Origin of the sequence: Chryseobacterium piperi (assembly GCF_002285635.2) — a bacterium.
Taxonomy (GTDB): domain Bacteria; phylum Bacteroidota; class Bacteroidia; order Flavobacteriales; family Weeksellaceae; genus Chryseobacterium; species Chryseobacterium piperi.
On sequence record NZ_CP023049.2, the window covers coordinates 3763238 to 3786010 of the forward strand.

The following is a 22773-nucleotide window of genomic DNA, read 5'->3' on the forward strand; positions in this document are numbered from 1 at the left end:
TTATTCGAATAATTCTGTAGTATCCAATACAGATACTTTTCCATCTTCGCATCTGATTGCTTCTCCAGGGAAGTTTTGAATCATGTGGTAATCATGAGTGGCCATTACTACTGCAGCGCCGTTTTCTAAAGCTACTTGCTTCAGTAAGGTCATAATTTCATTAGAAGTTTCAGGATCCAGATTTCCCGTCGGTTCATCCGCAAGGATAAGATCAGGGTGGTTTAGTAAAGCTCTTGCAATAGCGATACGCTGTTGCTCTCCTCCTGAAAGTTCATGAGGCATTTTATGCTTTTTACTTTTCATATTTACGCTCCCTAAAACTTCATTGATACGGTCTTCCATTTTTACCTTATCACTCCATCCTGTTGCCTCAAGAACAAATTTTAAGTTCTTTTCTACCGTTCTGTCTGAAAGTAATTGGAAATCCTGGAAAACAATACCTAGTTTTCTTCTTAAGTTCGGAACATCAGAGGTTCTCATTTTGGCTAAATCGAAGCCTACCACGTCTCCATGTCCTGATGCTAAAGGAATATGTCCGTACAAAGTCTTTAAAAGAGAACTTTTTCCTGATCCTGTTTTTCCGATAAGATAGCAGAATCTTCCTTTTTTAATATTTAGATTAACGTCGGAAAGAACAGTAAAACTTTTTTGAGCAATTTTAGCGTGTTGTAAGCTTATAATGCTATCTCCGGAGATATTTGTATGTGGCATAATTCAATTTTAAAGTGCTGTTTCTGAAAAAATATATTTTCAGATTTTAAAAATAGAAAAAAGAAACTTATAGAACCTAAATTTTAGTAAATTTTAACAACAAAAAATGCCTGAAAAACTTCTTTTCAAGCATGATTTGTATATGATAATTTTGAGATTATCTCTTAGCGCGTGCTGCACTTATAGTTAAACTCTTTCTGCCTTTCGCTCTTCTTGCAGCCAATACTCTTCTACCGTTTGGCGTTGACATTCTTTCTCTGAAACCGTGTTTGTTTCTTCTTTTTCTTTCTGATGGCTGGAATGTTCTTTTACTCATTACTATATATTTAAATCGTAATTATCTATTAATTTTCAGGTTGCAAAGATATAGAATTTTTTAGAAGTTACAAATTTATATTACTTTTTTTTGAAATAATTTGAAATACATTTTTTAATAAAATTTTAAAAAGTCCTATTGTAAATAGTATCGGATGTTGTTTAAAATAATAAGCCATGATTTATTTAAAAACTTTATCTTTGGAAACTCAAATTTAAAGAAGCATAATGATGTTTACACCTGCGGAACTTTTAGAAATCAAAACTCTCCTTATTCCTGAAAATAAAATAGTTATTCTTACCCACTATAATCCGGATGGAGATGCTATTGGTTCCAGTTTGGGACTGAAACATTACTTGCAGGCTAAAGGAATTATGGCAGAAGTTGTTGTCCCTAACGATTTCCCGAAATTCCTGAAATGGATGCCAGACGCAAAGAAAAATATTATTGCTGAGTATAAAAGAAAATTTGCATTCGATCTGATTAATGAAGCAGATGTAATCTTTTGTTTGGATTTTAATTCTCCGTCGAGAATTGGGATTTTAGGAGACTGGCTGATAAATGCCCAGGCAAAGAAAATTTTGATTGACCATCATCAGCAGCCTGAACCATTCGATTACGTTTATTCTGATACTGTTATTCCTGCAACTTCACAGATGATCTATCATTTCATTGAAGCAATGAATGATGAGGACTTGGTTAATAAAGATATTGCGGAATGTCTTTATACAGGAATTATGACGGATACCGGAGGATTCCGTTTTCGTTCCACCAGTGCTACTACGCATAGGATTGTAGCAAATCTGATTGAAAAAGGAGCTGACCCCTCTGTGATTACATCGAATACTTGGGATACGAATACCGTTTCTCGTTTACAGTTATTAGCTCTGATTCTGGGAAGGATAGAAGTTGTAAATAATGGTACTGTGGCTGTTTTGTATCTGACAAGAAAGGAGTTGAAGGAATATGGTTTCCAGAAAGGAGATACAGAAGGTTTTGTTAATTATGGATTAAGCATTGTGGGAGTGAAAATGTCTGCATTTTTTATGGAAGATCTGTATGAGGATTTTATTAAAATCTCTTTCAGAAGTAAAGGAGATGTGGATGTGAATCAGTTTTCAAGAAAATACTTCAATGGAGGCGGGCACATTAATGCAGCAGGTGGAAAATCTAACGAATCTTTACCGGATACCCTTGTTACTTTCAAAGCAAGAGTAGCGGAGGAGAATTTATAGTAGCATAGGGGAATATTTATACTGGTTTATTGTACTTATATTCTTGTGTAGCCTTTGGATTCTAATTCTTCACAGGTGTATTCATAAACCTGTGTGAACATTTCATCCATAAACTTTTTATTGAAAAGACTGAACTTTGTCATTTTGGGTGGGTCCAAAAAAATGTCGCAGGACTTTGCTTTGGAATATACCGATTTGGCAATCGCTAAATGCAGAATCCTGTCAAACTCTTTCATTAAGCTCATTTTTTTTAATTCGTCATAGCTAATCGAGTTCACATGAGAAGCTATTAAAAAATCACATTTATCAATGATAGGCTCAATAGGGAGGTTATCAAGGACGCCGCCATCTACATAAATTTTTTCTTCTATTCTTACAGGAGGTAAGATAAAAGGAACGCTTGAGGAAGCTAGGAGAGGTTGGAAAAGCGGACCTTCTGAAAAGAAATCAACAATTCCATGAGTCATTTCTGTAGCTGCAACATACACTGGTATTTTAAGAATGCTAAAATCATCTTCAGGAAAATGATCTGTAAACAATTTTAAAATGAAATTTGAACTGAAAATACCATTTTTGGAGAGCTTTAGATAGGACCTTGAGAAGAATGTTGTTTGTTTTACGATGTCCATCATTTCATCCGGAGTTTTTCCAAATGAATAAAATGCCCCAACAATAGAACCGGCACTTGTTCCGGAAATGATCTGTGGCTTTAAATCATATTCTTCCAATGCTTTTAAAACAGCGATATGAGCAATTCCCCGCATTCCGCCGCCGGAAAGTGTCAGACCTATAATGGGTTTCTTTTTTTTGAAGGAGAATAGATTCATTAATATGGTTAATCCATACTAATATAAGATTTTTTAATAAATATAATGTGATTTTTGAGGTAGCTTATGATAAGAAAAAGAGAATGTTTTTTAATTTTTAGGCTCATTATATAATTCTTTACCCCAGTACTGTATGTCTCTTTCAGGTAAGCCGGAATGATAAAATAGATTATTGAATTCTTCTACAAGTTTTACTACGGCCTTATTATCTGTTGTTCTTATTCTTGTTTCGTAATTTTCTTTGGTTCCACTTCCTGTAAAATTTAAAGAACCCATATAAACAATTTCATCATCTATTATATAAACTTTACCATGTATGAAGGTATTTTTATATGTATTTGCATTTTGTGGAGATACAAAGACTTTGAATGGAAATAATTGTGAATACTTGTAATTAAAAATGCGATGATTTTCAATTTTGTTTTGATATAAATGTTTGAGTAGAAATAACAAAATAATTGGAATTATGCCATATAACAGCTTTGCACTTCTGTAAAAGTAAGCGGTTAGTATTAACGTAACGGCCAATGTAATGATACTATATAAAAGAATTTTAGTTAAATCTATCCATTTGTTTCTGATTTTTTCAGCTTCATTATCTTTTATTTGGTGTTGCTTAATTAATTTATGAATGTTTTTGTCATAAGAACCATAAAAATCTTCGATTGTATCTGTAGTTATCAAGTGAATATTGATTCCTTTGCTATGAAGATAGATTAGTTCTTTTATCAGAAACGGCGATAGATAAGGTGAGATAATTTTTACTGTTTTTCTTGCAGTAGAAATATCATCTAATAATTTTTTTCCTGCGCCTGTGCCAATATAGATATCACAGTTTGCTCCATTAAAATAAGTCCCCATATTCTTAAGCTTTTCATTTGTGTTTGTACAAAAATTACCACTAACAAGTAATAGACACTTTTATAGTCTCGTTGAGAACTACATTGTTAGGGACAATGAAGTAAACTTACTAAAAACTTATTAAATTGAAATTATAGATTTATGATTCTCTAAAAAAACTTACTTTGTTGTAACTTTTAATAAACGTTAAATTAAGGCCCATCACAGTCAGAATCAATTTTTATAAAAAGGGAATTAAATTCAGCATTCATTTTCTCATCATATTGGGGTCTGTCAATGTCATCATTAGCGCAATTGCCCCAACCAAATACAATCAGGTCTATGATGGCATAGTCTTTTTTATCAGGAGAGTTTAGATGCTTTTCGAATTCTTCTATTACATTTTGAGGGTTGCCATTTCTTTTGCTCATTTCTATACGGAGCTTCTTCCATTCTTCAACCATCTGACGGTCATCAGAATTTAAAGCATTAACAAAGCGGATGCAGTTTTTAGATATTTTGCTGTTAAGTAAAACAGATGGATCCGAATATGCTAAAATCTGAATTCTTTGCTTCTCATAAGAATTCAGCAGTTCCTGGTATTTTTGTTTTTTTACGTTTTGCCAGTAGGGAGTATTGACAACTTTTAAGTTCTCTATTAGCTTTTTCTTTTCTGAAAATTCCTGATTAAGTTTTTCCAGGATCTGATCCTTATCATTTCTTACCTTATAAAGGTCTTCAAGATTAAAAACATGTGGAGAGTCCAGTAATAAACCACTTAGTTCATGATATAATTTGTAGGTTCCTTCAATTTCCTGTCGGGTATATTTGCTCTCGTCAAAATATCCTTTGTTGTCACACAGTTCCGTAGCGAAAGTAAAAAGGCTTCGTTTGCCTTGTTGTGATTTTAAGGTGTCTTTTGAGGTGCTTCCTATCTGTGAAATCGAATCTGTACTACTGTTTTTAGAAGACGTGCTTTCTTTTTTGCAGGCAACGAATAGAAGAAGCATGATTGAAAGAGTCCATATTTTCATAGATGATTGTTTTTATAAAACTAAGTTTTTCGGCATATTGTGAAGAAGTTCTGTGTTAAGGATTTCAGCACAGATACTTGGCTTTTCCCAATGCCCGTTGTGCCCGCAGTCTAAAACATAAGATTTGATATTAGTTCTGTCCGGAAGATTTTTGATAGTTGCTTCAGTTTTTACTGCATTGTCATGTTTGCCGGCTAAGACAAGAATTTTAGACTCCAGGTTTTCCAGAACATGTTTTTTGTCTGTTCTTTCTACCATTCCTTTTACACAGGCTAGAGCGCCGAGATTATTGGTAGATAAAGCAACCTCCAATGCTGTTTCTATTTTTCCCTCCAGAACATCTCTTTCGTTTGGATTGAATAGATTAGGAACTCCTGCTTTGGCATAATTAGGGAAAGCTTCCTGAATTATTCTGTAGCTTTTTATCCGCTGTTTTTTCTTTTCATCATCATCAGGGAAGTAGGTTGAGAAAAATAAAGTTAGACTTTTTAATGAGTCAGGATATTTTTCGGCAAAAGCCAGAGCGGTATATCCACCCATAGAGTGTCCCAGTAGATGAACTTTTTCTAGTTTTTGGTATTCCAGGACTTTTTTTACTTCCTCTGCCATAAGCTCCATTGTATGTACATCAGCAAGTATTTCAGATTGGCCGTGGCCTGGTAAATCAATTTTTAAAAGGGAAAAGCTTTTTGAAAGATGAGGTTCCATGTCGCTCCATATGGAAAGGTTTTCCATGAAGCCATGAAGCAGAACCAATGTTTCTTTTCCGTTTCCTTTTTTTTCAAAGTTCAGCATAATTCAAAAATTAAAAGTGAATGTCGATATAATCTGCAAATCCTGAGCCGTTGATCATATCCTGTAATCTCCAGGTTTTTCCTCCGTCTTTGGAAAGAAATGTTTTTGTTCCCTTTCTTGTATAGGGCTTTCCGTTATCATTTTCAGCAATACTTTGAGTGATTTCTCCTGTGAAGTTCATATGCTTAGGCGAAACAACAACGGCTGTTCCTTTAATGGTGACGTAGTTTTTCCCGGATTTTACACTTCCTGAAACCTCATATTCGTCTCTGCTGACTTTTTTAAAATCTACAAAGCCTGAACTTTTGATTGAGTTGTGGGTGAATTTTCTGCTTCCGCTGAAGTCCTGAAATCTGTTTTTGTTTTTAATACTATCGTTCAGTTTTGTCCTGGCAGCGTTAATAGAATCAATAATCTTTACACTGTCTACCTGATTTGACGTAGATTGGGTTTCTTTTTTTGAACATGAAACGAATACGGTTGCAATACTTGCTGCGATTAAAATATTTTTCATCAACGAATAAAATTATACTCTCAAATGTAAATAAAAAAGAGCATTTTTAAAATGCTCTTTTTCTTTTTTATTTTGTTAATTCGTCGTAGACTTTTTTCTCCCATGGCTTAATGTCCGTAATACCGTATCGTTCTTTTTTAGAAATAGCAATATTGTCCAGCATATCTACAAAGTTTTTGTAGTTTGAGTCGTCTGTAGGTTCAATAATGATGGTGAAATTATTTCTTGCAGGAGCATTGTTGTAAGCTTCTGAAATAATTTTAGAAATAGTCACTCCGTTATAGCTGGCCTCTTTTAAATTACCTGCATTTAAATCTTCTTTTGCTTGTTGATGATAAAACACCCGATTGTCCTTTCCAATGATAAATGTAATCTGATTTTTAGTATCAATCACATTTACGGGAGGAGTGTTGCTTTTCGCAGGTAATCCTAAATCCATGACATTAGGTTTTGTAAAATTAGTGGTAAACATGAAAAAGGTAATTAATAAAAAACCTAAATCTACCATAGGAGTCATGTCAACTTTAATTAGTTTTTTTCTTTGTTTTCCTCCTTGTTTTTCTTGTGCAATTACTTCAGTCATAACGAATGTTTTAAAATGTTAAACCTTTTTAATAAAAAGTGTCGTATTGCTCTTTATTTAATCAAATCAATGCAAAGTTTGTACCTGATTTATTAAATATGTAAATATTTGTTATTTTCATTGAGTGTTTGAGTATAAATATTATTAAAATCAATGCATTAAAAAACCTTATCAAAATTAATTGATAAGGTTGTATTGAGATGTTGATATAAGTCTATTTATTCTTCTTAAAATAATTGACACCACATTCCAGGAATTTTTTGAAATCCTCTTTTGGCATATAACCGGAAACAGGAGTGTTAATTACTTTTCCGTCTGGCGTTACCAATACATAGTGAGGTTGTGAGTTATTATTGAAGTTTACCTGTTGGAATAAGCTCCATCTGTCGCCAATTGTTTTTACCTTTTTAATTTGTCCTTCTCCAAGATCTATTTTTGTTTTCTGATCTTCCGGAAGTTCTTCCTTATCATCTACATATAGCGATGCCAGCACGACATCATTTTGCAGAATCGGGAGAATATCTGGTTCACTCCAAACGAATTCTTCCATTTTTCTACAGTTTTCACAACCGTAGCCAGTAAAGTCTATCAGGATCGGTTTATTTTCTTTTTTAGCCAATTCAACTGCTTTAAAGAAATCATGCTCAGGATGCATTCCGAGGATTCCATCCTTTTCATTATGGAAATAGCTTACGTTTAGCGGAGGTAAGATTCCGCTTAATAATTGAAGTTTTGGACGGTCTGAAGGAATAAGTCCCTGAATCAGATATATAACAAAGCCGATACTCAGTACTCCAAATATTTTTCTTGTAATAGAGATTTTAGGTTTTTTATCATCATGTGGAAATCTGATTAATCCAAATAAATATAGAGTAAGCCCTATTGTAATAATGATCCAGATAACGATAAAAAGTTCACGTTTTAGTAAGAACGTTTTAGAAACTAAATCCGCTTTTGATAAGAATTTAAGTGCTAAAGCTAATTCTACAAATCCTAAGACTACTTTTACCGTATTCATCCATCCTCCTGACTTTGGAAGACTCTGTAATGCCTGAGGAAATAGAGCTAACAATCCAAAAATAATAGCCCATGCTAATCCAAACCCTGCTAAAGCAAAAGTTAATAACATCGGGACATTTGTAGAGCCGGTAACTGCGCTTCCCAGTAAACTTCCTAAAATAGGTCCTGTACAAGAGAATGAAACAATAACCAGTGTTAATGCCATAAAGAAAATACCGATAATTCCCCCTGCTTCTTCAGCTTTGGAAGATTTATTGGCAATAGAGCTTGGCAGTGTAATGTCATAATATCCAAAGAAGCTTCCTGCGAAGAAGATAAAAATGATAAAGAAGGCAATATTCAGCCATACGCTTGTAGATATTTCATTGAAGATATTCCCGGCAATCCCATTGATTAAATGGAAAGGAAGACTCAGTAAAACGAAAATTAAAAGAATGAAAAATCCATAAATAAGAGCATCTCTTTTTCCTTTTGCCTTGTTTTTATTTCCTTTGGTAAAGAATGAAACCGTTAAAGGAATCATTGGAAAAACACAAGGAGTTAATAAAGCAATGAGACCTCCGATAAATCCTAAGAACAAATAAGTCCAATAATTTTCATCCATTTTTGTAGATGCGGTACCGCAATCTGTTAAAGGCTTTTTGAAATCTAAAGTTTCTATTTTTAATTGCTTTGGATCCAAGCTTGAAGTTTCTGCCACCGTGATTTCTCCTTTTACGGGATTTTCAACCACCATCTCCTTTATTTTTGCTGAATCTTTTGTGGGTTCTGTAGTTGTTGCAGCGGGAGATTCTTCAGTAGCTCCTTTCGGAGTAACTTTTTGATTGAATTCTAAAGTATTGGGAGCCAGACAAACTCTGTCGTCGCAGGTTTGATAAGTAATTTCTGACGTTACATCAGCAGGCTTTGTAGCGTCTTTAAGCTTGAATTTTTGTTTAAATCCGACAGAATTGGAATAGAAAACAATCGTTCCGCCAAAGGCTTCGGAAAATTCCTCATGTTTTTTTCCAACCTCCTGAAATGTTCCGATCAACTCAATATTTTTCCCGGATACCTTATATTCTGTAGGGATTCCTGTATCCTCAGGAATATCTTTTGAATAAATATGCCAGCCACCTTCTATCGTTGTATTAAGCACTGCCTCATATTGATTATTCCCTAAATCGTTGATAGTGAATTTGAATTTTACAGGATTTTTGATTTGAGCGTTAAGTCCTGAAAATAAGAATACCAAAGCCAGTAATAGCCATGCCTTAAATTTACTTTTCATTTTTACTTTTGGTTAAAAAGGTTGAGGGTATATCTGGTTTTTTCTGTACAGACAAATCTTCTGTCTTGTCTGTAAGGAATAACACCTAGTACATTTTTATTGCCATCTGCCAATACCCAAATTTTTTGCTTCGCTAAAATAGATAATTTTTCATCTTTAAAGAACTTAGAAACTTTCTTTTTTCCTGAAAAGTTTAATGGATAAAATAAATCACCTTCCTGTTTTCTTCTTAAAACTAACGGAAACTGAATTTTTTCCATATCAAAACTCCATTGGAAGTTTTTGTTGTCCTCACCAGTCAATTGAATAAAATCTTTGATATTCAGATCAATTGACATAGGATTAAAATCAGATTTTTCAATTAAAATAATTTCCTGATTACTTTCCTGATCAGAATGGCGGTTAATGATGATTAATTCATCCCTATTGATCACCAACTGGTATTCATTAGAAAAAAAAGAACTTCCGGTTTCTGCAGTGAAGATTTTTTTAATCTCTTCTTCTTTGCCGAATCCATATTTTTTTAAAATTTCAAATCTTACAAAATCACTTTCTTTATTTAGCTTTTCTTTGGATAGGATTCTGTTTCCTAAGTTAAATGAAGAAAGATTATTTTCAATGTCCTGAATTTGTTTTCGGACAAAGTCTTTGGTTTGATTAAGATAGGAAGAGGTCTTTTTAAAGTTTTCTAAAAAATGATCATTCGTCTCTAAAAGTTTTGGAACAATCTCATTTCTTATCTTATTTCTTAGATAATCACTTTTTTTGTTGGAGAGATCTTCTCTGTATTCAATATTATTTTCTTGGGCAAAAGCATAGATCTCTTCCTTTGAGTAGGATAAGAGGGGGCGAAGAATTTTGTTGTCATTCGCAGGAATACCACTAAGTCCATTGATGCCGGATGCTTTTGACAAGTTAATGATAAACGTTTCCAGCTGATCATTCAAATGGTGTGCAGTAACCAGATATTTCAGGTCTTCTTTTTCCTGAATTTTCTTGAAAAACCTATAACGGATTTCTCTTGCCCAAAGCTGAATCGAATTTTCTGGTTGATGGTCCTTTTCAGAAACTTCGTACAGGTGAAATTTAATATGGGATTTATCACAAAAATCCTGTACTACTTTTTGGTCCAGATCAGAGTCGTTTCCCCGAAGCTTATAGTTGATATGGGCAATCTCAAAAGGTATTCCGGAATCCAAGAATAGTGAAGCTAAAACCATAGAATCAGCTCCGCCACTTACCCCTAAAAGATAGGTGTTGTTTTCAGGTGATTGAACGAGTTCTGCCAGATGATCTTTAATACTTAATTTTTTCAACATGGATGTTGAGAATTTCATTTGTGCAAAGATAATTCATATAATTCAATTGAATTTTCTAACTTTGATTCGTCTAAAAAAGATTATTTATGAAGATATTAAAAATTGTAGCAGTTTCTGCAATGGCGTTGGGAATGACATCGTGTGTCAGCAAAAAGCAGTATGATGCATTAAGTTCTAACTATAAGCAATGTATTGAAAATATCGGTGAAAGACAAAGAGAAATTCAGGATCTGAAGTCTCAAAACTCTGCGTTATCCGGTGAGAATAATTTGTTAAAAAGCCAGCATGATGCTTTAAAGTCATCTTTAGATGCTTGCTTGTCTAATACAGGAAAAAGTTCTGCAAACATTGATAAATTAGTAGGAGAGATTAATGCTTCTAACTCATATATCAAGAGATTGATTTCTAGTAATGCTAAGAATGACAGCTTGAATTTAGCGTTGTCAAACAAACTAAAAAGATCTTTGGATAATGTAACAGACGATGATGTTCAGATTAAAGTGTTGAAGGGAGTGGTAATGATTTCTCTTTCAGACAAAATGTTGTATAAAACAGGAGATTATAACATCTTACCTGCCGCTCAGGAAGTATTAGGGAAAGTAGCTAAAGTAATCAATGATTACGATAAATATTCAGTATTGATTGAAGGTAATACGGATAATGCTCCTTTAAACTCACCTAATCTACCAAGAGATAACTGGGATCTTTCAGCATTGAGAGGTACTGCAGTCGCTAAAGTTTTACAGACTCAATTCGGTGTGGATCCTTCAAGAATTACTGCCGGAGGACGTTCAGAATATAATCCTAAAGCAACAAATATGAGTGTTTCAGGAAGAGCAGAAAACAGAAGAACAGAAATCATCATTATGCCTAAACTTGATGAGTTTATGAGATTGATGGATATTGCTCCTAAGAAATAATTACATAATAAAATATTGAAAAAGAGGACGTTTTAAATGTCCTCTTTTTTATTGGTGAATAGTGAATGGGTTTAGGGAATATACATATCTCATCTTAATAAAAGAGGCTGTCTTGTAACAAAACAGCCTCTTTCTTTTAATCAAATTAATTCTTCTTTTTTCAATAATGAAATAATTCGCTGAAAAAATGAATCGGATACTTTGCGTTTTGTTTTTTCAGAAGATGATACATTCTTTACAGGTTCTATAGTCTCCTTTTTTTCTTTAGTTGAGCGTTCTTCTGTTTTCATGTTTATGTGTACTTTAGTGTTTTTATCTTCTTAGCAAAGATAGGATTGTATCTTTTTCGATGCTATCCGTGTTTTTACGGTATTTCATGGTGTATTTTCCCATTTTTCAGCAAGATCTTGACAGATAAGCTGTACTTTTTTCTTTTATTTGGTTAAATTTGAATAACAAAAAATTGTACAATGAGTTTTTTTGAAGAAAAGAACCCTGAAATGGATCGATACCTGGAATCGCATGCTTCTTCAGAGCCTGAAATTCTTAGGAAATTAAGAAGAGAAACTTTCCAGAAGACGACACAGCCACATATGATCTCCGGTTATCAGCAGGGAAGATTGCTCACCATTATCTCCCAGATGATGCGTCCTGAAAATGTTCTTGAGATCGGAACATTTACCGGATATGCAACACTTTGCCTGGCAGCAGGGCTGCCTGAGAAAGGTAGAATAACGACATTGGATGTGAATGAGGATCTTGCTTATATTCCTAAAAAATATTTTTCAGAAAGTGAACATTCGGATCGGATAGATTTTAAACTTCAGGATGCAAAAGAGTTTTTAAAAGAAACGAATGAGGTTTTTGATTTGGTGTTCATTGATGCAGACAAAGAAAACTACGCAGAATACTTCAGGCTTATTAAACCAAAAACAAAATCAGGTTCAGTGATACTATTTGATAATGTCCTTTGGTATGGAAAAGTGCTGGAAGAAAATCCAAAACAGAAATCCACACAAGTCATTAAGGAATTAAATGATTTAGTGGCAAAAGATGAAGATTTTGAAAATCTTATTTTACCTTTGCGGGACGGAGTAAATTTCCTTCGGAGGAAGTAATTAGAATAGTTTGAAGTTTAAGTTTTTAATCTTTGAATTTTTTAATCATTTAATATATAAAGAAAGTTGATGAATAAAGGAATTTGTATTGTTACTGTCGCTCCTGTTCGAGCTGAAAATTCGGACAAGGCAGAAATTGTTACAGAGATATTGTTTGGGGAAAGTGCAGATATTCTGGAAGTAGATAAAAACTGGACCAGAATAAAAATGCATTATGATGGTTATGAAGGATGGATGGATACCAAGCAAATAAAACCTGTATCAGATGAGGAGCTGGCTAACAGAAAAGTGTCTTTAATTACTGAAGATTTTTCTTCCGTTATCATGAATGATGGAAGAACTTTACTTTCTATGGGTTCCGAAGTTGAATTTCCTGCAGTTGCTTCAAGAAGGAGCCATGATATCCGTGAAAGTATTGCCCTGACTGCAAGAGAATTTATTAATGTCCCTTATTTATGGGGAGGCAAAAGCTTCTTTGCTGTAGACTGTTCAGGTTTTACGCAGCTGGTTTATAAAATTCATGGTGTAAAATTACCGAGAGACACCTATCAGCAGGCTGAAGTAGGAAGCCCGTTGACTTTCGTTGAAGAAAGCCAGCCAGGAGATCTGGCGTTTTTTGAGAATGATGAAGGTAGAATTATTCACGTTGGAATTATGCTTGAGAATCAAAAAATTATTCATGCATCAGGAAAAGTGAGAATTGATATATTGGATTCTACAGGTATCTTCAATAAAGAAATGAATAAACACACGCATAAACTCAGAGTTATCAAAAATGTCCTTTAGTAGCTAAGCATGCAAGTGATTTCAAAAACATTATTAATTGTAAATATTTTTTTGCTTATTTCAATTTGGGTTTTTGTAGGATTGAAATATGCTGGCCTGCCTGATATTATTCCTACCCATTTCGATGGTGGAAGTGGTATAAATGGATATGACCATAAAAAAACAATATGGTTCTTACCTGCTATTGCTACATTTGTTTTCCTTGTTCTTATAAGTATTACAAGAGATGTCAATTCTCCGTTATTACATGTGCCTACAAGCTTTCGCAATAAAAAATCGATGAAACTTTTTGCTTACAGTATTCTTTTTCCATTATTACTGGTATTTGGAGATGTTGTTTTAGAAAGCGTCTGGATAGCAGAAGGAAGAATAAAAGCCTTAAGTAATTTGTTTTTTGTATTTCTGGGATTGTTTTTTATTGTTTTAGCAGCCAATCTGTTGATCATGATTAAAAAAGGGAAAAATGATATTGTCCAAAGATAATTTACCTCATTATACCTGGGGAGATGGTTGTGATAGCTGGATTGTAAAAGATTTGCCAGGCCTGTCGGTTAAGCAGGAATCTATGCCACCGCATGCATCGGAAAAACTTCACTTTCATAAAAATGCTGAGCAGATATTCTATATATTAAAAGGAGAAGCATTATTTAATGTGGAAGAAGAACGTTTTTTGGTTAGGGTAGGAGAGAGTATTACAATTTTGCCCAAATCAAAGCATTATATTTCCAACGATACTGGAGAAGAACTTGAATTTCTAGTAATTTCCCATCCTTCCACAAACAATGATAGATTTGAAATTGAAAAATAAGTAAATGAGTTTCCTTTATAACATATTTATCAGTCTCCTCGTTTTCGGAATGAAAGTTTTTTCCTTGTTTAATGAAAAAACTAAAAAAGGAGTCGAAGGACGAAAAAAGTCTTTATCGCTCGTCAGAGACCGATTTTCTCCATCTGATAGAGTAATCTGGATGCATGCTGCAAGCCTTGGGGAATATGAACAAGGTCTTCCTGTTTTAGAAAGACTTAAGGAACAATTTCCTGAACATAAAATTCTAATTACTTTTTTTTCACCATCAGGCTATGAAAATGTGATTAAAAAGAAGCATATGGCTGACGTTATCTGTTATCTGCCTTTTGATAATAAAAAATCAGTACGAGAATTTGTTTCAGCATTTCATACAGAATTATTTTTTACGGTTAAGTATGACTATTGGTATAATCTGCTTGCTGAATTGAAAAGCAGAGGGATCCGAACTTATGTAATATCTGCATTATTTTATGAAACGCAGTCTTTCTTTACTTCTTATGGAAAGTGGTTCGTTAAACAGTTACAGAAAGATATTGATTGGTTTTTTCACCAGACCGACTTTTCTTTTGCTTTGGCTAAAAGTGTAGGATTGGTTCAGTCTTCGGTAACAGGAGATACTAGGTTTGATAGGGTGAAACAACTGAGAAATAGAAATAATCATGTAGAAGGTATTAAGGATTTTATTGGGGAGGAAAAAGTTATTGTTTTTGGAAGTTCATGGCATGCGGAAGAAAAATTGGCAAAATTAGTTGCTGAGAAAAATCACCAGGTAAAAATAATTATTGCTCCACATGACTTAAAAAGAATTCAGCACCTAAAGGATTTATTTCCCAATGCTCTGTTATATAGTGAAGTTTTAGGCTCTCAGCTCTCAACTTTAGACTCTCAACTCTTAATTATTGATAGTATAGGACTGCTGTCAAAGTTGTATTCTTATGTAGATGTTGCAGTCGTGGGAGGAGGATTTCATGATGCGGGCTTGCATAATATTCTTGAAGCCGCAACTTTTGGTGTTCCGGTAATTTTTGGAAATCAATACAGAAAAAATCCTGAAGCAGATCAGTTAATTGCTTTCAACGGAGGTAAATCTTTTGAAAATGAATCTCTCGCAGCCGAGTTTGTTCTTTTTTTGATGAACGATCCTGAAACCCTGGGCGAAATGTCTCTGCAAGCTCAAAAGTTTGTAGATGATACTCCTGACTCGACTGAGCTTATTATTCAAAAAATCGGATCACTTTAGGAATCCCTGACTTTTTATATCTTTTATGATGACATCCAGGTCCTCGGGGATATGATCACATCGTAGCCAGGCAAGATTAACACTATTGTTCAAGCAAAGCTTTTGCAGATAGCGGTTGTCATTAATTTTATCTTCTAAATCTTCCAGAAGCTCATCAATTTCAATCCAGTAATCCTCATCTAGCTTTTTAACCAATGTCAATGCTTTCAGAGCTTTATTAATCAGGTAGATGTGAAGTTTATAAACTTCATCAAACCTTTGGTGATTGAGTTTGTTATTGTGATCCAGAATTTTGTTGATCAGAAATAAATGAAGAGATACTTCTCCAAATTTATCGGTAGTGATTTTTATATGTTCAGTAACTTCAGCGCTTAATTTTCGGATGAGAACAAGGAAGTACTTGGGGTTACTTAAGTATTTTGAAGCAAAAAGAACTTTTTCCTCAATGATTTCTTCCATTTGAGTCCTTTTTTGATCTACCGTTTCCGTATCGATAAGCTCAAAATATAATTTTTTAGATAAAAGTTTGTCTTTTTTCAGTAATCTGAAAATGAGGCGGTCTTTTTCTATTGATGAAAAATTGCTGAGAGCAGCTTTAAATTCTTTTGAATACTCCATTAATTAAATACTTTAGAATACTTCATGAATCCGTTGATTGCCCAGTTCGCAGTATAGTATAGCGACTTTACAGTAGAAAACTTCATGAAGTCTTTATACACCAGATACTGATCTTTCACAATATTCTGTTTTTTTCTCGAAACGCTTGTTGCATGCATCCTGTATTTTGCCATTGTTTTTGGAAGGGGCTTTCCTACGGGAATTTTCTTAAGTAAATTCAACCACATGACATGGTCCTCACGTTTGCTTCCTTCAGGGAAATATTCCTTTCCGACCCTTTGGGAGTCGTACATCGAAGAAAGTAAAGAAAGACGACATGTCTTTAACAAGTTATCAAAGGTAACTTCTTTATCTGCTTTGAAATCTTCAATTTTAGGAACAAGCTGTTCGTCACATCTTGCATAATTTGAATAAGCGATTTCAGCATTTTCCCTTTTCATAAAACTGACCATTTCTTCTAAGAAATCAGGTTCCCAAAAATCATCTGCATCTAAAAAAGTGATAAACCTTCCGGTTGCCTGTTCCAGAGAAAGGTTTCTTGCATGTCCGGCGCCACCATTTTTCTCGGCGATAAGAAGCTTTATCCTGGAATCATTCACTTCCTGAATAATTTCTACGGAATTATCGGTAGACTTATCATCAGTGATCAACCACTCCCAGTCTGTAAAGGTTTGATTCATTACAGAGTTGATGGTTTCTGCTAAGAATTTAGAAGAGTTATAGCAGGGAGTAATTATGGAAACTTGAGGCATGCGTGCTTTTTTGCAAATATAAGGTTTTAAAATATCTGTTTTATTGAAGGAATTTTAAGGAAATGAAAATTATAATTCCAAAATCTAAAAAAAATGACAGAGTATTTAAAAAAAATCATAATTTTAGGCCTTGAAAAATTTGATATATGAAGAAATTAGCATTACTATTTGCAGGTTTATCATTATTAGCAGCTACAGGATGTAAAGATGACGATCCTGCACAAGTGTTTCCCATTGCTGGACTTTGGCAGCCTGTAAAAGAGGTAATTACTACAATCCCTACTGGGGGGAGTGGTGTTTCCGATGAGATTACTTATACCACTTGCCAAAAGGAATCAAGATGGCAGTTCAATGAAGGAACAACTGGGAAAAGAACTGATAAGGATGAAATCGGTACGCCTGCTATATGTAGTACTGTTTCTGAAAAGAATTTTACCTATAATTATAATACGAGTGATAAAAGGATAGAAATTAAATATCAAGGTGTAGCAACTCCGGATAAAGGAAAAGTAACTACGCTTAATTCTACTACGCTCAATCTTACGATCGAAGATACTACCAACCCTAATGAGTACCATTCTGTAACATATACATTCAAGAGAGTTACTCAATAATATATTATATATTACGTGTTAGGTATCTCTTATATTTATAGTAAAGGTATCCGCTAAATTCACCATTTTATAAAACAGCGATTTTATCTTTCATAGGAGGCATTATCATAAGAATATACAATCTCATCTTAAGGTGAGATTTTTTTTGTTTAAAGTGATCATGCTAATTAATTTAAAATTAAAGTTCTATTTCTTTTAAAATCTTTATTTTTGTAAGTCTTCAAATTTTTGAAATTAATTTATAATAAAATCTATATATAAGTGTTTTACGATCATCAGCAGATAGAAAAAAAGTGGCAGAAATACTGGGAAGAAAAACAGACGTACAAAACTTCCGATATCACAGATAAACCCAAATTTTATGTTCTCGATATGTTCCCGTATCCATCAGGGGCAGGACTTCATGTAGGGCATCCGCTGGGATACATTGCATCTGATATATATGCAAGATATAAAAGACATCAGGGGTTTAATGTACTTCATCCCGTAGGGTATGACAGTTTTGGCCTTCCTGCTGAGCAGTATGCGATTCAAACAGGGCAGCATCCTGCTATTACTACGGAACAAAATATTACAAGGTATGAAGAGCAATTAAGAAAAATTGGGTTTTCATTTGACTGGAGCAGGGAAGTGAGAACTTCTGACGCTTCGTATTATAAATGGACTCAGTGGATTTTTATTCAATTGTTCCATTCGTGGTATAATAAGAATACAGATAAGGCAGAATCAATAGAAACTTTAATCCAGCATTTTGAGGAAAAAGGGACAGAAGGTTTAAATGCCAATCAGAATGATGAATTAAACTTTACTGCAGAAGAGTGGAAGAATGCTTCTGATATTGATAAAGAAGATATTCTTTTAAATTATCGTTTGGCGTACAGAGCTGAGACTACCGTTAACTGGTGCCCTGCTTTAGGAACAGTATTAGCTAACGATGAGGTGAAAGACGGAAAATCCGAAAGAGGAGGTTTTCCTGTATTTCAGAAAAAAATGATGCAGTGGAGTATGAGAATTTCTGCATACTCTGAAAGATTGTTACAGGGTCTGACTACTTTAGATTGGCCACAGCCATTAAAAGACGCCCAGGAATATTGGATCGGAAAGTCTCAGGGAGCTCAGGTGAAATTCAATGTTGAAAACCATGATGAGTTTGTAGAGGTTTTCACCACAAGACCTGATACTATTTTTGGGGCAACATTCATGGTGCTCGCTCCTGAAAATCCTTTAGTGGATACGATCACTACGGAAGCGCAAAAAGTTGAAGTAGATACTTATATTGAAGAAACTTCTAAAAAGACCGAGAGAGACAGAATGTCTGACGTTAAAAACGTGAGTGGTGCTTTTACGGGAAGTTATGTGATCAATCCTTTCAGTAATGAAAAGATGCCTGTTTATATTTCTGATTATGTATTAATGGGATATGGAACGGGAGCTGTAATGGCTGTTCCTGCTCATGATGAGCGTGATCACAGATTTGCAAAGAAATTTAATTTAGAAATTAAAAAGGTGGTTGAAACTGACGAAGATGTTCAGGAAAAATCTTTTGATTCTAAAACCAGTGTTTGTATCAACTCAGATTTCTTAAATGGTTTATCTTATGATGAAGCTAAAGCAAGAATGATTGCTGAGATTGAGAACCGTAATATAGGTCATGGAACTACTAATTACAGGCAACGTGATGCTATCTTTTCAAGACAGCGTTATTGGGGTGAGCCTGTTCCTATATATTATAAGGATGGAATGCCTTATACATTACCCGCTTCAGCTTTGCCTCTTGAACTTCCTGAGGTAGAAAAATATTTGCCGACGGAGGATGGAGATCCACCATTAGGAAATGCAAAAACATTTGCGTGGGATGAGGTAAATCAAAAGGTTGTTGCTACAGATCTTATTGATGATGTCAATGTCTTTCCATTGGAACTCTCTACGATGCCGGGATGGGCTGGAAGCTCATGGTATTTCTTAAGATATATGGATCCTCATAATGAAGAAGGGTTTGCTAAAAAAGAACTGACAGACTATTGGGGACAGGTAGATTTATATATCGGGGGAAGTGAACACGCTACGGGACATTTATTATATTCTCGTTTCTGGAATATGTTCTTAAAAGACAGAGGATGGATTGATCATAATGAACCTTTCCAAAAACTAATCAATCAAGGAATGATTTTGGGAATGAGTGCATTTGTATATAGGATAGACGGAACGAACCAATATGTTTCTAAATCTTTAGCCAATGATCATAAAACTCAGAAAATTCATGTAGATGTATCCTTATTAAAAGGAGGGTCTGATGAATTAGATACGGAAGCATTTAAACAATGGAGACCGGATTATGCGGATGCAGAATTTATTCTTGAAGACGGAAAATACATTACCGACCGCGAGGTTGAGAAAATGTCCAAATCAAAATATAATGTTGTTAATCCTGATGATATCTGTGAAGAATACGGAGCTGACGGTTTAAGATTGTATGAAATGTTTTTGGGACCATTGGAACAATCAAAGCCATGGAATACCCAGGGACTAAGTGGAGTATATGGTTTCCTTAAGAAATTCTGGAACTTATACTTTAACGGAGATGTTTTCGAAGTTTCGGATGAGGAGCCGACAAAAGCGGAATATAAGGTTTTACATACTTTAATAAAGAAGGTCGTATTTGATATTGAGAACTTCTCTTTCAATACTTCTGTGTCTTCATTTATGATTGCGGTGAATGAGCTGCAAAAATTAAAATGTAACAAGCGCAATATTCTTGAACCTTTAGCCGTTATCATTTCTCCTTATGCACCGCATATTTGCGAAGAACTTTGGAATCTCCTGGGGCATAGCGATTCTATAGAATTTGAGAAGTTTCCGGAGCTGAATGAGGCTTATTTGGTAGAAGATGAAATTGAATATCCGGTAAGCGTAAATGGCAAAATGAAGTTTAAAATATCCCTATCTGCTCAATTTTCTGCCAAGCAGGTAGAAGATTTGGTGATTTTAGATCCTAAAATGCAACAGATTTTGGAGGGAAAAACGCCCAAAAAAATCATTGTGGTTCCTCACAGAATTGTGAATATTGTAATTTAAAAAAAAATTAACATTGGCAAATTAAAAAAAATGAAGGCTTAATTTTTTTGATTTTTTAATGTATTTTTAAAAACTGAGAAATATCATTAAAAAAAAAGAGAAAAAATGAAATATCGAAATCGTAATAATATTTCATTATCAAAAAAAAGCAAAATGTTTATTTAAGACTATTGTATTTTAATTAATTTTGCCTTTAATTTACAACCTGATAAAATTTTAAAACAATATAATTTAGTTAAATATGGAAATGAATGTTTCAAAAAATGATGAGCAAGTAGTTGCTAGAAAAGCGGGAGGTTTAAACCCGGCTGTTATTATTCCTATTTTATTCGTTATAGGAGTTTGTATTTATTTATTCGTATTAGGAAGTCCTGGTAACTTCAAAGATGCAGATAAACTAGGTAGTGGATCTGTAGCTTTTGCAAGCGTTGAAGGAAAAGACATTCATCCAGAATCGTTTTTAGGTATTATCTACAAAGGAGGGGTTATCGTACCAATCTTGATTACTTTCATGATTACTGTAATCGTTTTCTCTTTTGAAAGATATTTCGTGCTTGGTAAGGCTGCAGGAAAAGGAAACTTGGATAGCTTCGTAGTACAAGTAAGAAATTTATTAAATCAAAACAAAATTGATGAAGCTTTAGAAGAGTGTGACAGACAACAAGGATCTGTAGGTAACGTAGTGAAGGAAGGTCTTACTACTTACAAAGCTTTATCTCATGATACGACTTTGAATAAAGAGCAGAAAATGGTAGCTCTTAACAAAGCGATTGAAGAGGCTACAACTCTTGAGATGCCAATGTTAGAGAAAAACATGATGATTCTTTCAACTTTAGGTACTGTTGCAACGTTAGTAGCACTTTTAGGAACTGTAATCGGGATGATTAAAGCATTCTTCGCATTAGGTTCAGGTGGTGGTACTCCAGATGCTGCTGCACTTTCTACAGGTATCTCTGAAGCCTTGATCAACACGGCATTAGGTATTGGTACTTCAGCTATCGCTATTATTCTTTATAACTACTTTACTTCTAAAATTGACGGATTAACTTACAAGATCGATGAGATCGCTATGAGTATCCAGCAATCTTTCGCTGAATTCAACTAAGAATTTGTAGCAGGAAATTTGCATTAGCAATAAAAGAAGTTTAATTAAAAATAATAAAAATAATGGCGAGAGTCAAACCAAAAAGACATGGAGTAGTGACGGATATGACCGCGATGTGTGACGTTGCGTTCCTACTACTTACATTCTTTATATTGACCACTCAGTTTAAAAAACCTGACGTGGAGCAGATTAAACCGCCATCTTCAATATCAGAGAAGTTACTTCCTGATGCTAGTTTAATGACTATCAACGCTACTCCAGACGGAAAATTTTATTTCCAGCCGGTAGAAAATGCATCAGAGAGACTACAGCTTTTAGATAAAATGGGTCAAAAATATGGTATTAGTTTTGACAACAACGAAAAAGCTGCATTTCAAAAAGTACAAGCGATTGGGGTTCCTATGAACCAACTTAAGAGCTATCTTGATTTGTCAGATGAGGAGCAGAAGAGTTTCAAGAGTCCTACAGGGATTCCTATGGATAGTACAAATAAGCAGTTAGTAGACTGGGTACAACAGAGTTTGAGCGTAAATCCTGATTACAAATTAGCAATCAAAGGAGACGTAACGACTCAATACCCTAAAGTTAAAAGCCTATTTGAAGGTTTAAGAGATATTGATTTTCTTAAATTTTGGTTGATTACATCACAAGAAGGTAAACCTAACGAATAATATCACGTAGAAATGGCAGAAGTACAAGTACAGGAAAAGGGCGCCAAAGGCGGCAAGGTACGTTCCAAGAAACAGAGTACCAGAGTTGATATGACTCCGATGGTGGACTTGGGTTTTCTATTGATTACCTTCTTTATGTTCACAACCACATTCAGTAAACCGAATGTAATGGATTTGGGTCTTCCGGCAAAACCGAAAGATAAAGATAAAAAACCACCTCCAACAGAAATTAAACTTTCTAACTCTATTTCTTTATTATTAGGTAAAGACAACAGAATTTTCTGGCACCAGCAAGATAATACATCTTTAACGGATCAGAATCTTAATGAGACTACTTTCGATAGAGAAGGGATTAGAAAAGTAATTGAGCAGGCAAAAGCAAATGCGGCAGATAAGACTAAATTTACTATTATTATTAAGCCGACGGATGATGCTGTATATAAAAACTTTGTGGATATTCTTGACGAAATGGCAATTACAAAAAGCGAACAATACGGTGTTACCGATTTGAAGCCTTGGGAATTAGCTATTTATAATAAGAAAGTTGGAAACAATGGAGCAGCTGCTTCACCAGCTACAAAGTAATTTAACCATAAAATTGT

General features: G+C 34.2%; 25 protein-coding genes. 12 read left to right on the forward strand and 13 right to left on the reverse strand.

Annotated features, from left to right (window positions below):
- Together CJF12_RS16440 and rpmH are read right to left on the reverse strand one after the other, a co-directional pair.
- Positions 1 to 711 (reverse strand): cell division ATP-binding protein FtsE, encoded by a 711-nt coding sequence (locus tag CJF12_RS16440; protein ID WP_034681059.1) that lies wholly within the window; start codon positions 709 to 711, stop codon positions 1 to 3.
- A 157-nt stretch (positions 712 to 868) separates the two neighbouring features.
- On the reverse strand, positions 869 to 1027 hold the full coding sequence (rpmH, locus tag CJF12_RS16445) for a 50S ribosomal protein L34 (protein ID WP_034681061.1): 159 nt from the start codon (positions 1025 to 1027) through the stop codon (positions 869 to 871).
- A gap of 230 nt (positions 1028 to 1257) precedes the next feature.
- Here rpmH and CJF12_RS16450 point away from each other — a divergent pair, with 230 nt between their 5' ends.
- Positions 1258 to 2262, forward strand: a complete 1005-nt coding sequence (locus CJF12_RS16450) for a DHH family phosphoesterase (protein ID WP_034681064.1) — start codon at positions 1258 to 1260, stop codon at positions 2260 to 2262.
- A 35-nt stretch (positions 2263 to 2297) separates the two neighbouring features.
- Here CJF12_RS16450 and CJF12_RS16455 read toward each other — a convergent pair whose 3' ends face one another.
- The 8 genes from CJF12_RS16455 to tilS form a co-directional block, all read right to left on the reverse strand.
- On the reverse strand, positions 2298 to 3089 hold the full coding sequence (locus CJF12_RS16455; RefSeq protein WP_034681067.1) for a patatin-like phospholipase family protein: 792 nt from the start codon (positions 3087 to 3089) through the stop codon (positions 2298 to 2300).
- A gap of 90 nt (positions 3090 to 3179) precedes the next feature.
- Positions 3180 to 3950 carry a phospholipase D-like domain-containing protein gene (locus tag CJF12_RS16460; protein ID WP_051887153.1) on the reverse strand — a complete coding sequence of 257 codons (771 nt, stop codon included), beginning with the start codon at positions 3948 to 3950 and terminating at the stop codon, positions 3180 to 3182.
- 191 nt (positions 3951 to 4141) lie between these two features.
- The gene (locus tag CJF12_RS16465) at positions 4142 to 4963 is read right to left on the reverse strand and encodes a hypothetical protein (RefSeq protein WP_051887154.1); all 822 of its coding nucleotides are present in this window, start codon (positions 4961 to 4963) and stop codon (positions 4142 to 4144) included.
- Positions 4964 to 4975: 12 nt separating this feature from the next.
- Positions 4976 to 5758, reverse strand: a complete 783-nt coding sequence (locus CJF12_RS16470) for an alpha/beta fold hydrolase (RefSeq protein ID WP_034681071.1) — start codon at positions 5756 to 5758, stop codon at positions 4976 to 4978.
- Positions 5759 to 5768: 10 nt separating this feature from the next.
- Positions 5769 to 6272, reverse strand: a complete 504-nt coding sequence (locus CJF12_RS16475) for a hypothetical protein (RefSeq protein ID WP_034681072.1) — start codon at positions 6270 to 6272, stop codon at positions 5769 to 5771.
- 67 nt (positions 6273 to 6339) lie between these two features.
- The gene (locus CJF12_RS16480) at positions 6340 to 6855 is read right to left on the reverse strand and encodes an ExbD/TolR family protein (protein WP_034681074.1); all 516 of its coding nucleotides are present in this window, start codon (positions 6853 to 6855) and stop codon (positions 6340 to 6342) included.
- A 214-nt stretch (positions 6856 to 7069) separates the two neighbouring features.
- Complete coding sequence (locus CJF12_RS16485; protein WP_034681075.1) at positions 7070 to 9145, reverse strand: protein-disulfide reductase DsbD family protein; 2076 nt, start codon at positions 9143 to 9145, stop codon at positions 7070 to 7072.
- Between the two features lie 2 nt (positions 9146 to 9147).
- Positions 9148 to 10482 carry a tRNA lysidine(34) synthetase TilS gene (gene tilS, locus CJF12_RS16490; protein ID WP_228379034.1) on the reverse strand — a complete coding sequence of 445 codons (1335 nt, stop codon included), beginning with the start codon at positions 10480 to 10482 and terminating at the stop codon, positions 9148 to 9150.
- 68 nt (positions 10483 to 10550) lie between these two features.
- On the opposite strand from tilS, the gene CJF12_RS16495 reads away from it, so the two are divergent.
- The gene (locus CJF12_RS16495; RefSeq protein ID WP_034681079.1) at positions 10551 to 11384 is read left to right on the forward strand and encodes an OmpA family protein; all 834 of its coding nucleotides are present in this window, start codon (positions 10551 to 10553) and stop codon (positions 11382 to 11384) included.
- 140 nt (positions 11385 to 11524) lie between these two features.
- On the opposite strand, the gene CJF12_RS19970 is transcribed toward CJF12_RS16495, so the two are convergent.
- Positions 11525 to 11674, reverse strand: coding sequence for a hypothetical protein (locus CJF12_RS19970; protein ID WP_157759866.1), 150 nt, complete (start codon positions 11672 to 11674; stop codon positions 11525 to 11527).
- Positions 11675 to 11854: 180 nt separating this feature from the next.
- Here CJF12_RS19970 and CJF12_RS16500 point away from each other — a divergent pair, with 180 nt between their 5' ends.
- The 5 genes from CJF12_RS16500 to CJF12_RS16520 all read left to right on the forward strand — a co-directional run bounded on the left by CJF12_RS16500 (position 11855) and on the right by CJF12_RS16520 (position 15336).
- Entirely contained in the window at positions 11855 to 12502 is a 648-nt protein-coding gene (locus CJF12_RS16500) for an O-methyltransferase (protein ID WP_034681080.1), read from the forward strand.
- A 69-nt stretch (positions 12503 to 12571) separates the two neighbouring features.
- Positions 12572 to 13288, forward strand: a complete 717-nt coding sequence (locus CJF12_RS16505) for a C40 family peptidase (protein WP_034681082.1) — start codon at positions 12572 to 12574, stop codon at positions 13286 to 13288.
- Between the two features lie 51 nt (positions 13289 to 13339).
- The gene (locus tag CJF12_RS16510) at positions 13340 to 13771 is read left to right on the forward strand and encodes a DUF1648 domain-containing protein (RefSeq protein ID WP_157759867.1); all 432 of its coding nucleotides are present in this window, start codon (positions 13340 to 13342) and stop codon (positions 13769 to 13771) included.
- Positions 13752 to 14096, forward strand: coding sequence for a cupin domain-containing protein (locus CJF12_RS16515; protein WP_034681088.1), 345 nt, complete (start codon positions 13752 to 13754; stop codon positions 14094 to 14096). The genes CJF12_RS16510 and CJF12_RS16515 overlap by 20 nt, the downstream gene beginning before the upstream one ends.
- Positions 14097 to 14100: 4 nt before the next feature.
- Complete coding sequence (locus CJF12_RS16520; protein ID WP_034681091.1) at positions 14101 to 15336, forward strand: 3-deoxy-D-manno-octulosonic acid transferase; 1236 nt, start codon at positions 14101 to 14103, stop codon at positions 15334 to 15336.
- On the opposite strand, the gene CJF12_RS16525 is transcribed toward CJF12_RS16520, so the two are convergent.
- A complete protein-coding gene (locus CJF12_RS16525; RefSeq protein ID WP_034681093.1) occupies positions 15328 to 15954 on the reverse strand; it encodes a hypothetical protein in 627 nt (208 codons plus the stop codon). The genes CJF12_RS16520 and CJF12_RS16525 overlap by 9 nt on opposite strands.
- Positions 15954 to 16706 (reverse strand): glycosyltransferase family 2 protein, encoded by a 753-nt coding sequence (locus CJF12_RS16530; protein WP_034681096.1) that lies wholly within the window; start codon positions 16704 to 16706, stop codon positions 15954 to 15956. Before CJF12_RS16530 ends, CJF12_RS16525 begins: the two co-directional genes overlap by 1 nt.
- Before the next feature lie 146 nt (positions 16707 to 16852).
- On the opposite strand from CJF12_RS16530, the gene CJF12_RS16535 reads away from it, so the two are divergent.
- The 5 genes from CJF12_RS16535 to CJF12_RS16555 all read left to right on the forward strand — a co-directional run bounded on the left by CJF12_RS16535 (position 16853) and on the right by CJF12_RS16555 (position 22756).
- Complete coding sequence (locus tag CJF12_RS16535; RefSeq protein WP_034681099.1) at positions 16853 to 17320, forward strand: lipocalin family protein; 468 nt, start codon at positions 16853 to 16855, stop codon at positions 17318 to 17320.
- Positions 17321 to 17581: 261 nt separating this feature from the next.
- A complete protein-coding gene (leuS, locus tag CJF12_RS16540) occupies positions 17582 to 20395 on the forward strand; it encodes a leucine--tRNA ligase (protein WP_034681101.1) in 2814 nt (937 codons plus the stop codon).
- Between the two features lie 241 nt (positions 20396 to 20636).
- The gene (locus CJF12_RS16545) at positions 20637 to 21500 is read left to right on the forward strand and encodes a MotA/TolQ/ExbB proton channel family protein (RefSeq protein WP_034681105.1); all 864 of its coding nucleotides are present in this window, start codon (positions 20637 to 20639) and stop codon (positions 21498 to 21500) included.
- Between the two features lie 62 nt (positions 21501 to 21562).
- Positions 21563 to 22171, forward strand: coding sequence for an ExbD/TolR family protein (locus CJF12_RS16550; protein ID WP_034681106.1), 609 nt, complete (start codon positions 21563 to 21565; stop codon positions 22169 to 22171).
- 12 nt (positions 22172 to 22183) lie between these two features.
- Positions 22184 to 22756, forward strand: coding sequence for an ExbD/TolR family protein (locus CJF12_RS16555; RefSeq protein ID WP_034681109.1), 573 nt, complete (start codon positions 22184 to 22186; stop codon positions 22754 to 22756).
- The last annotated feature ends 17 nt before the right edge of the window (positions 22757 to 22773 follow it).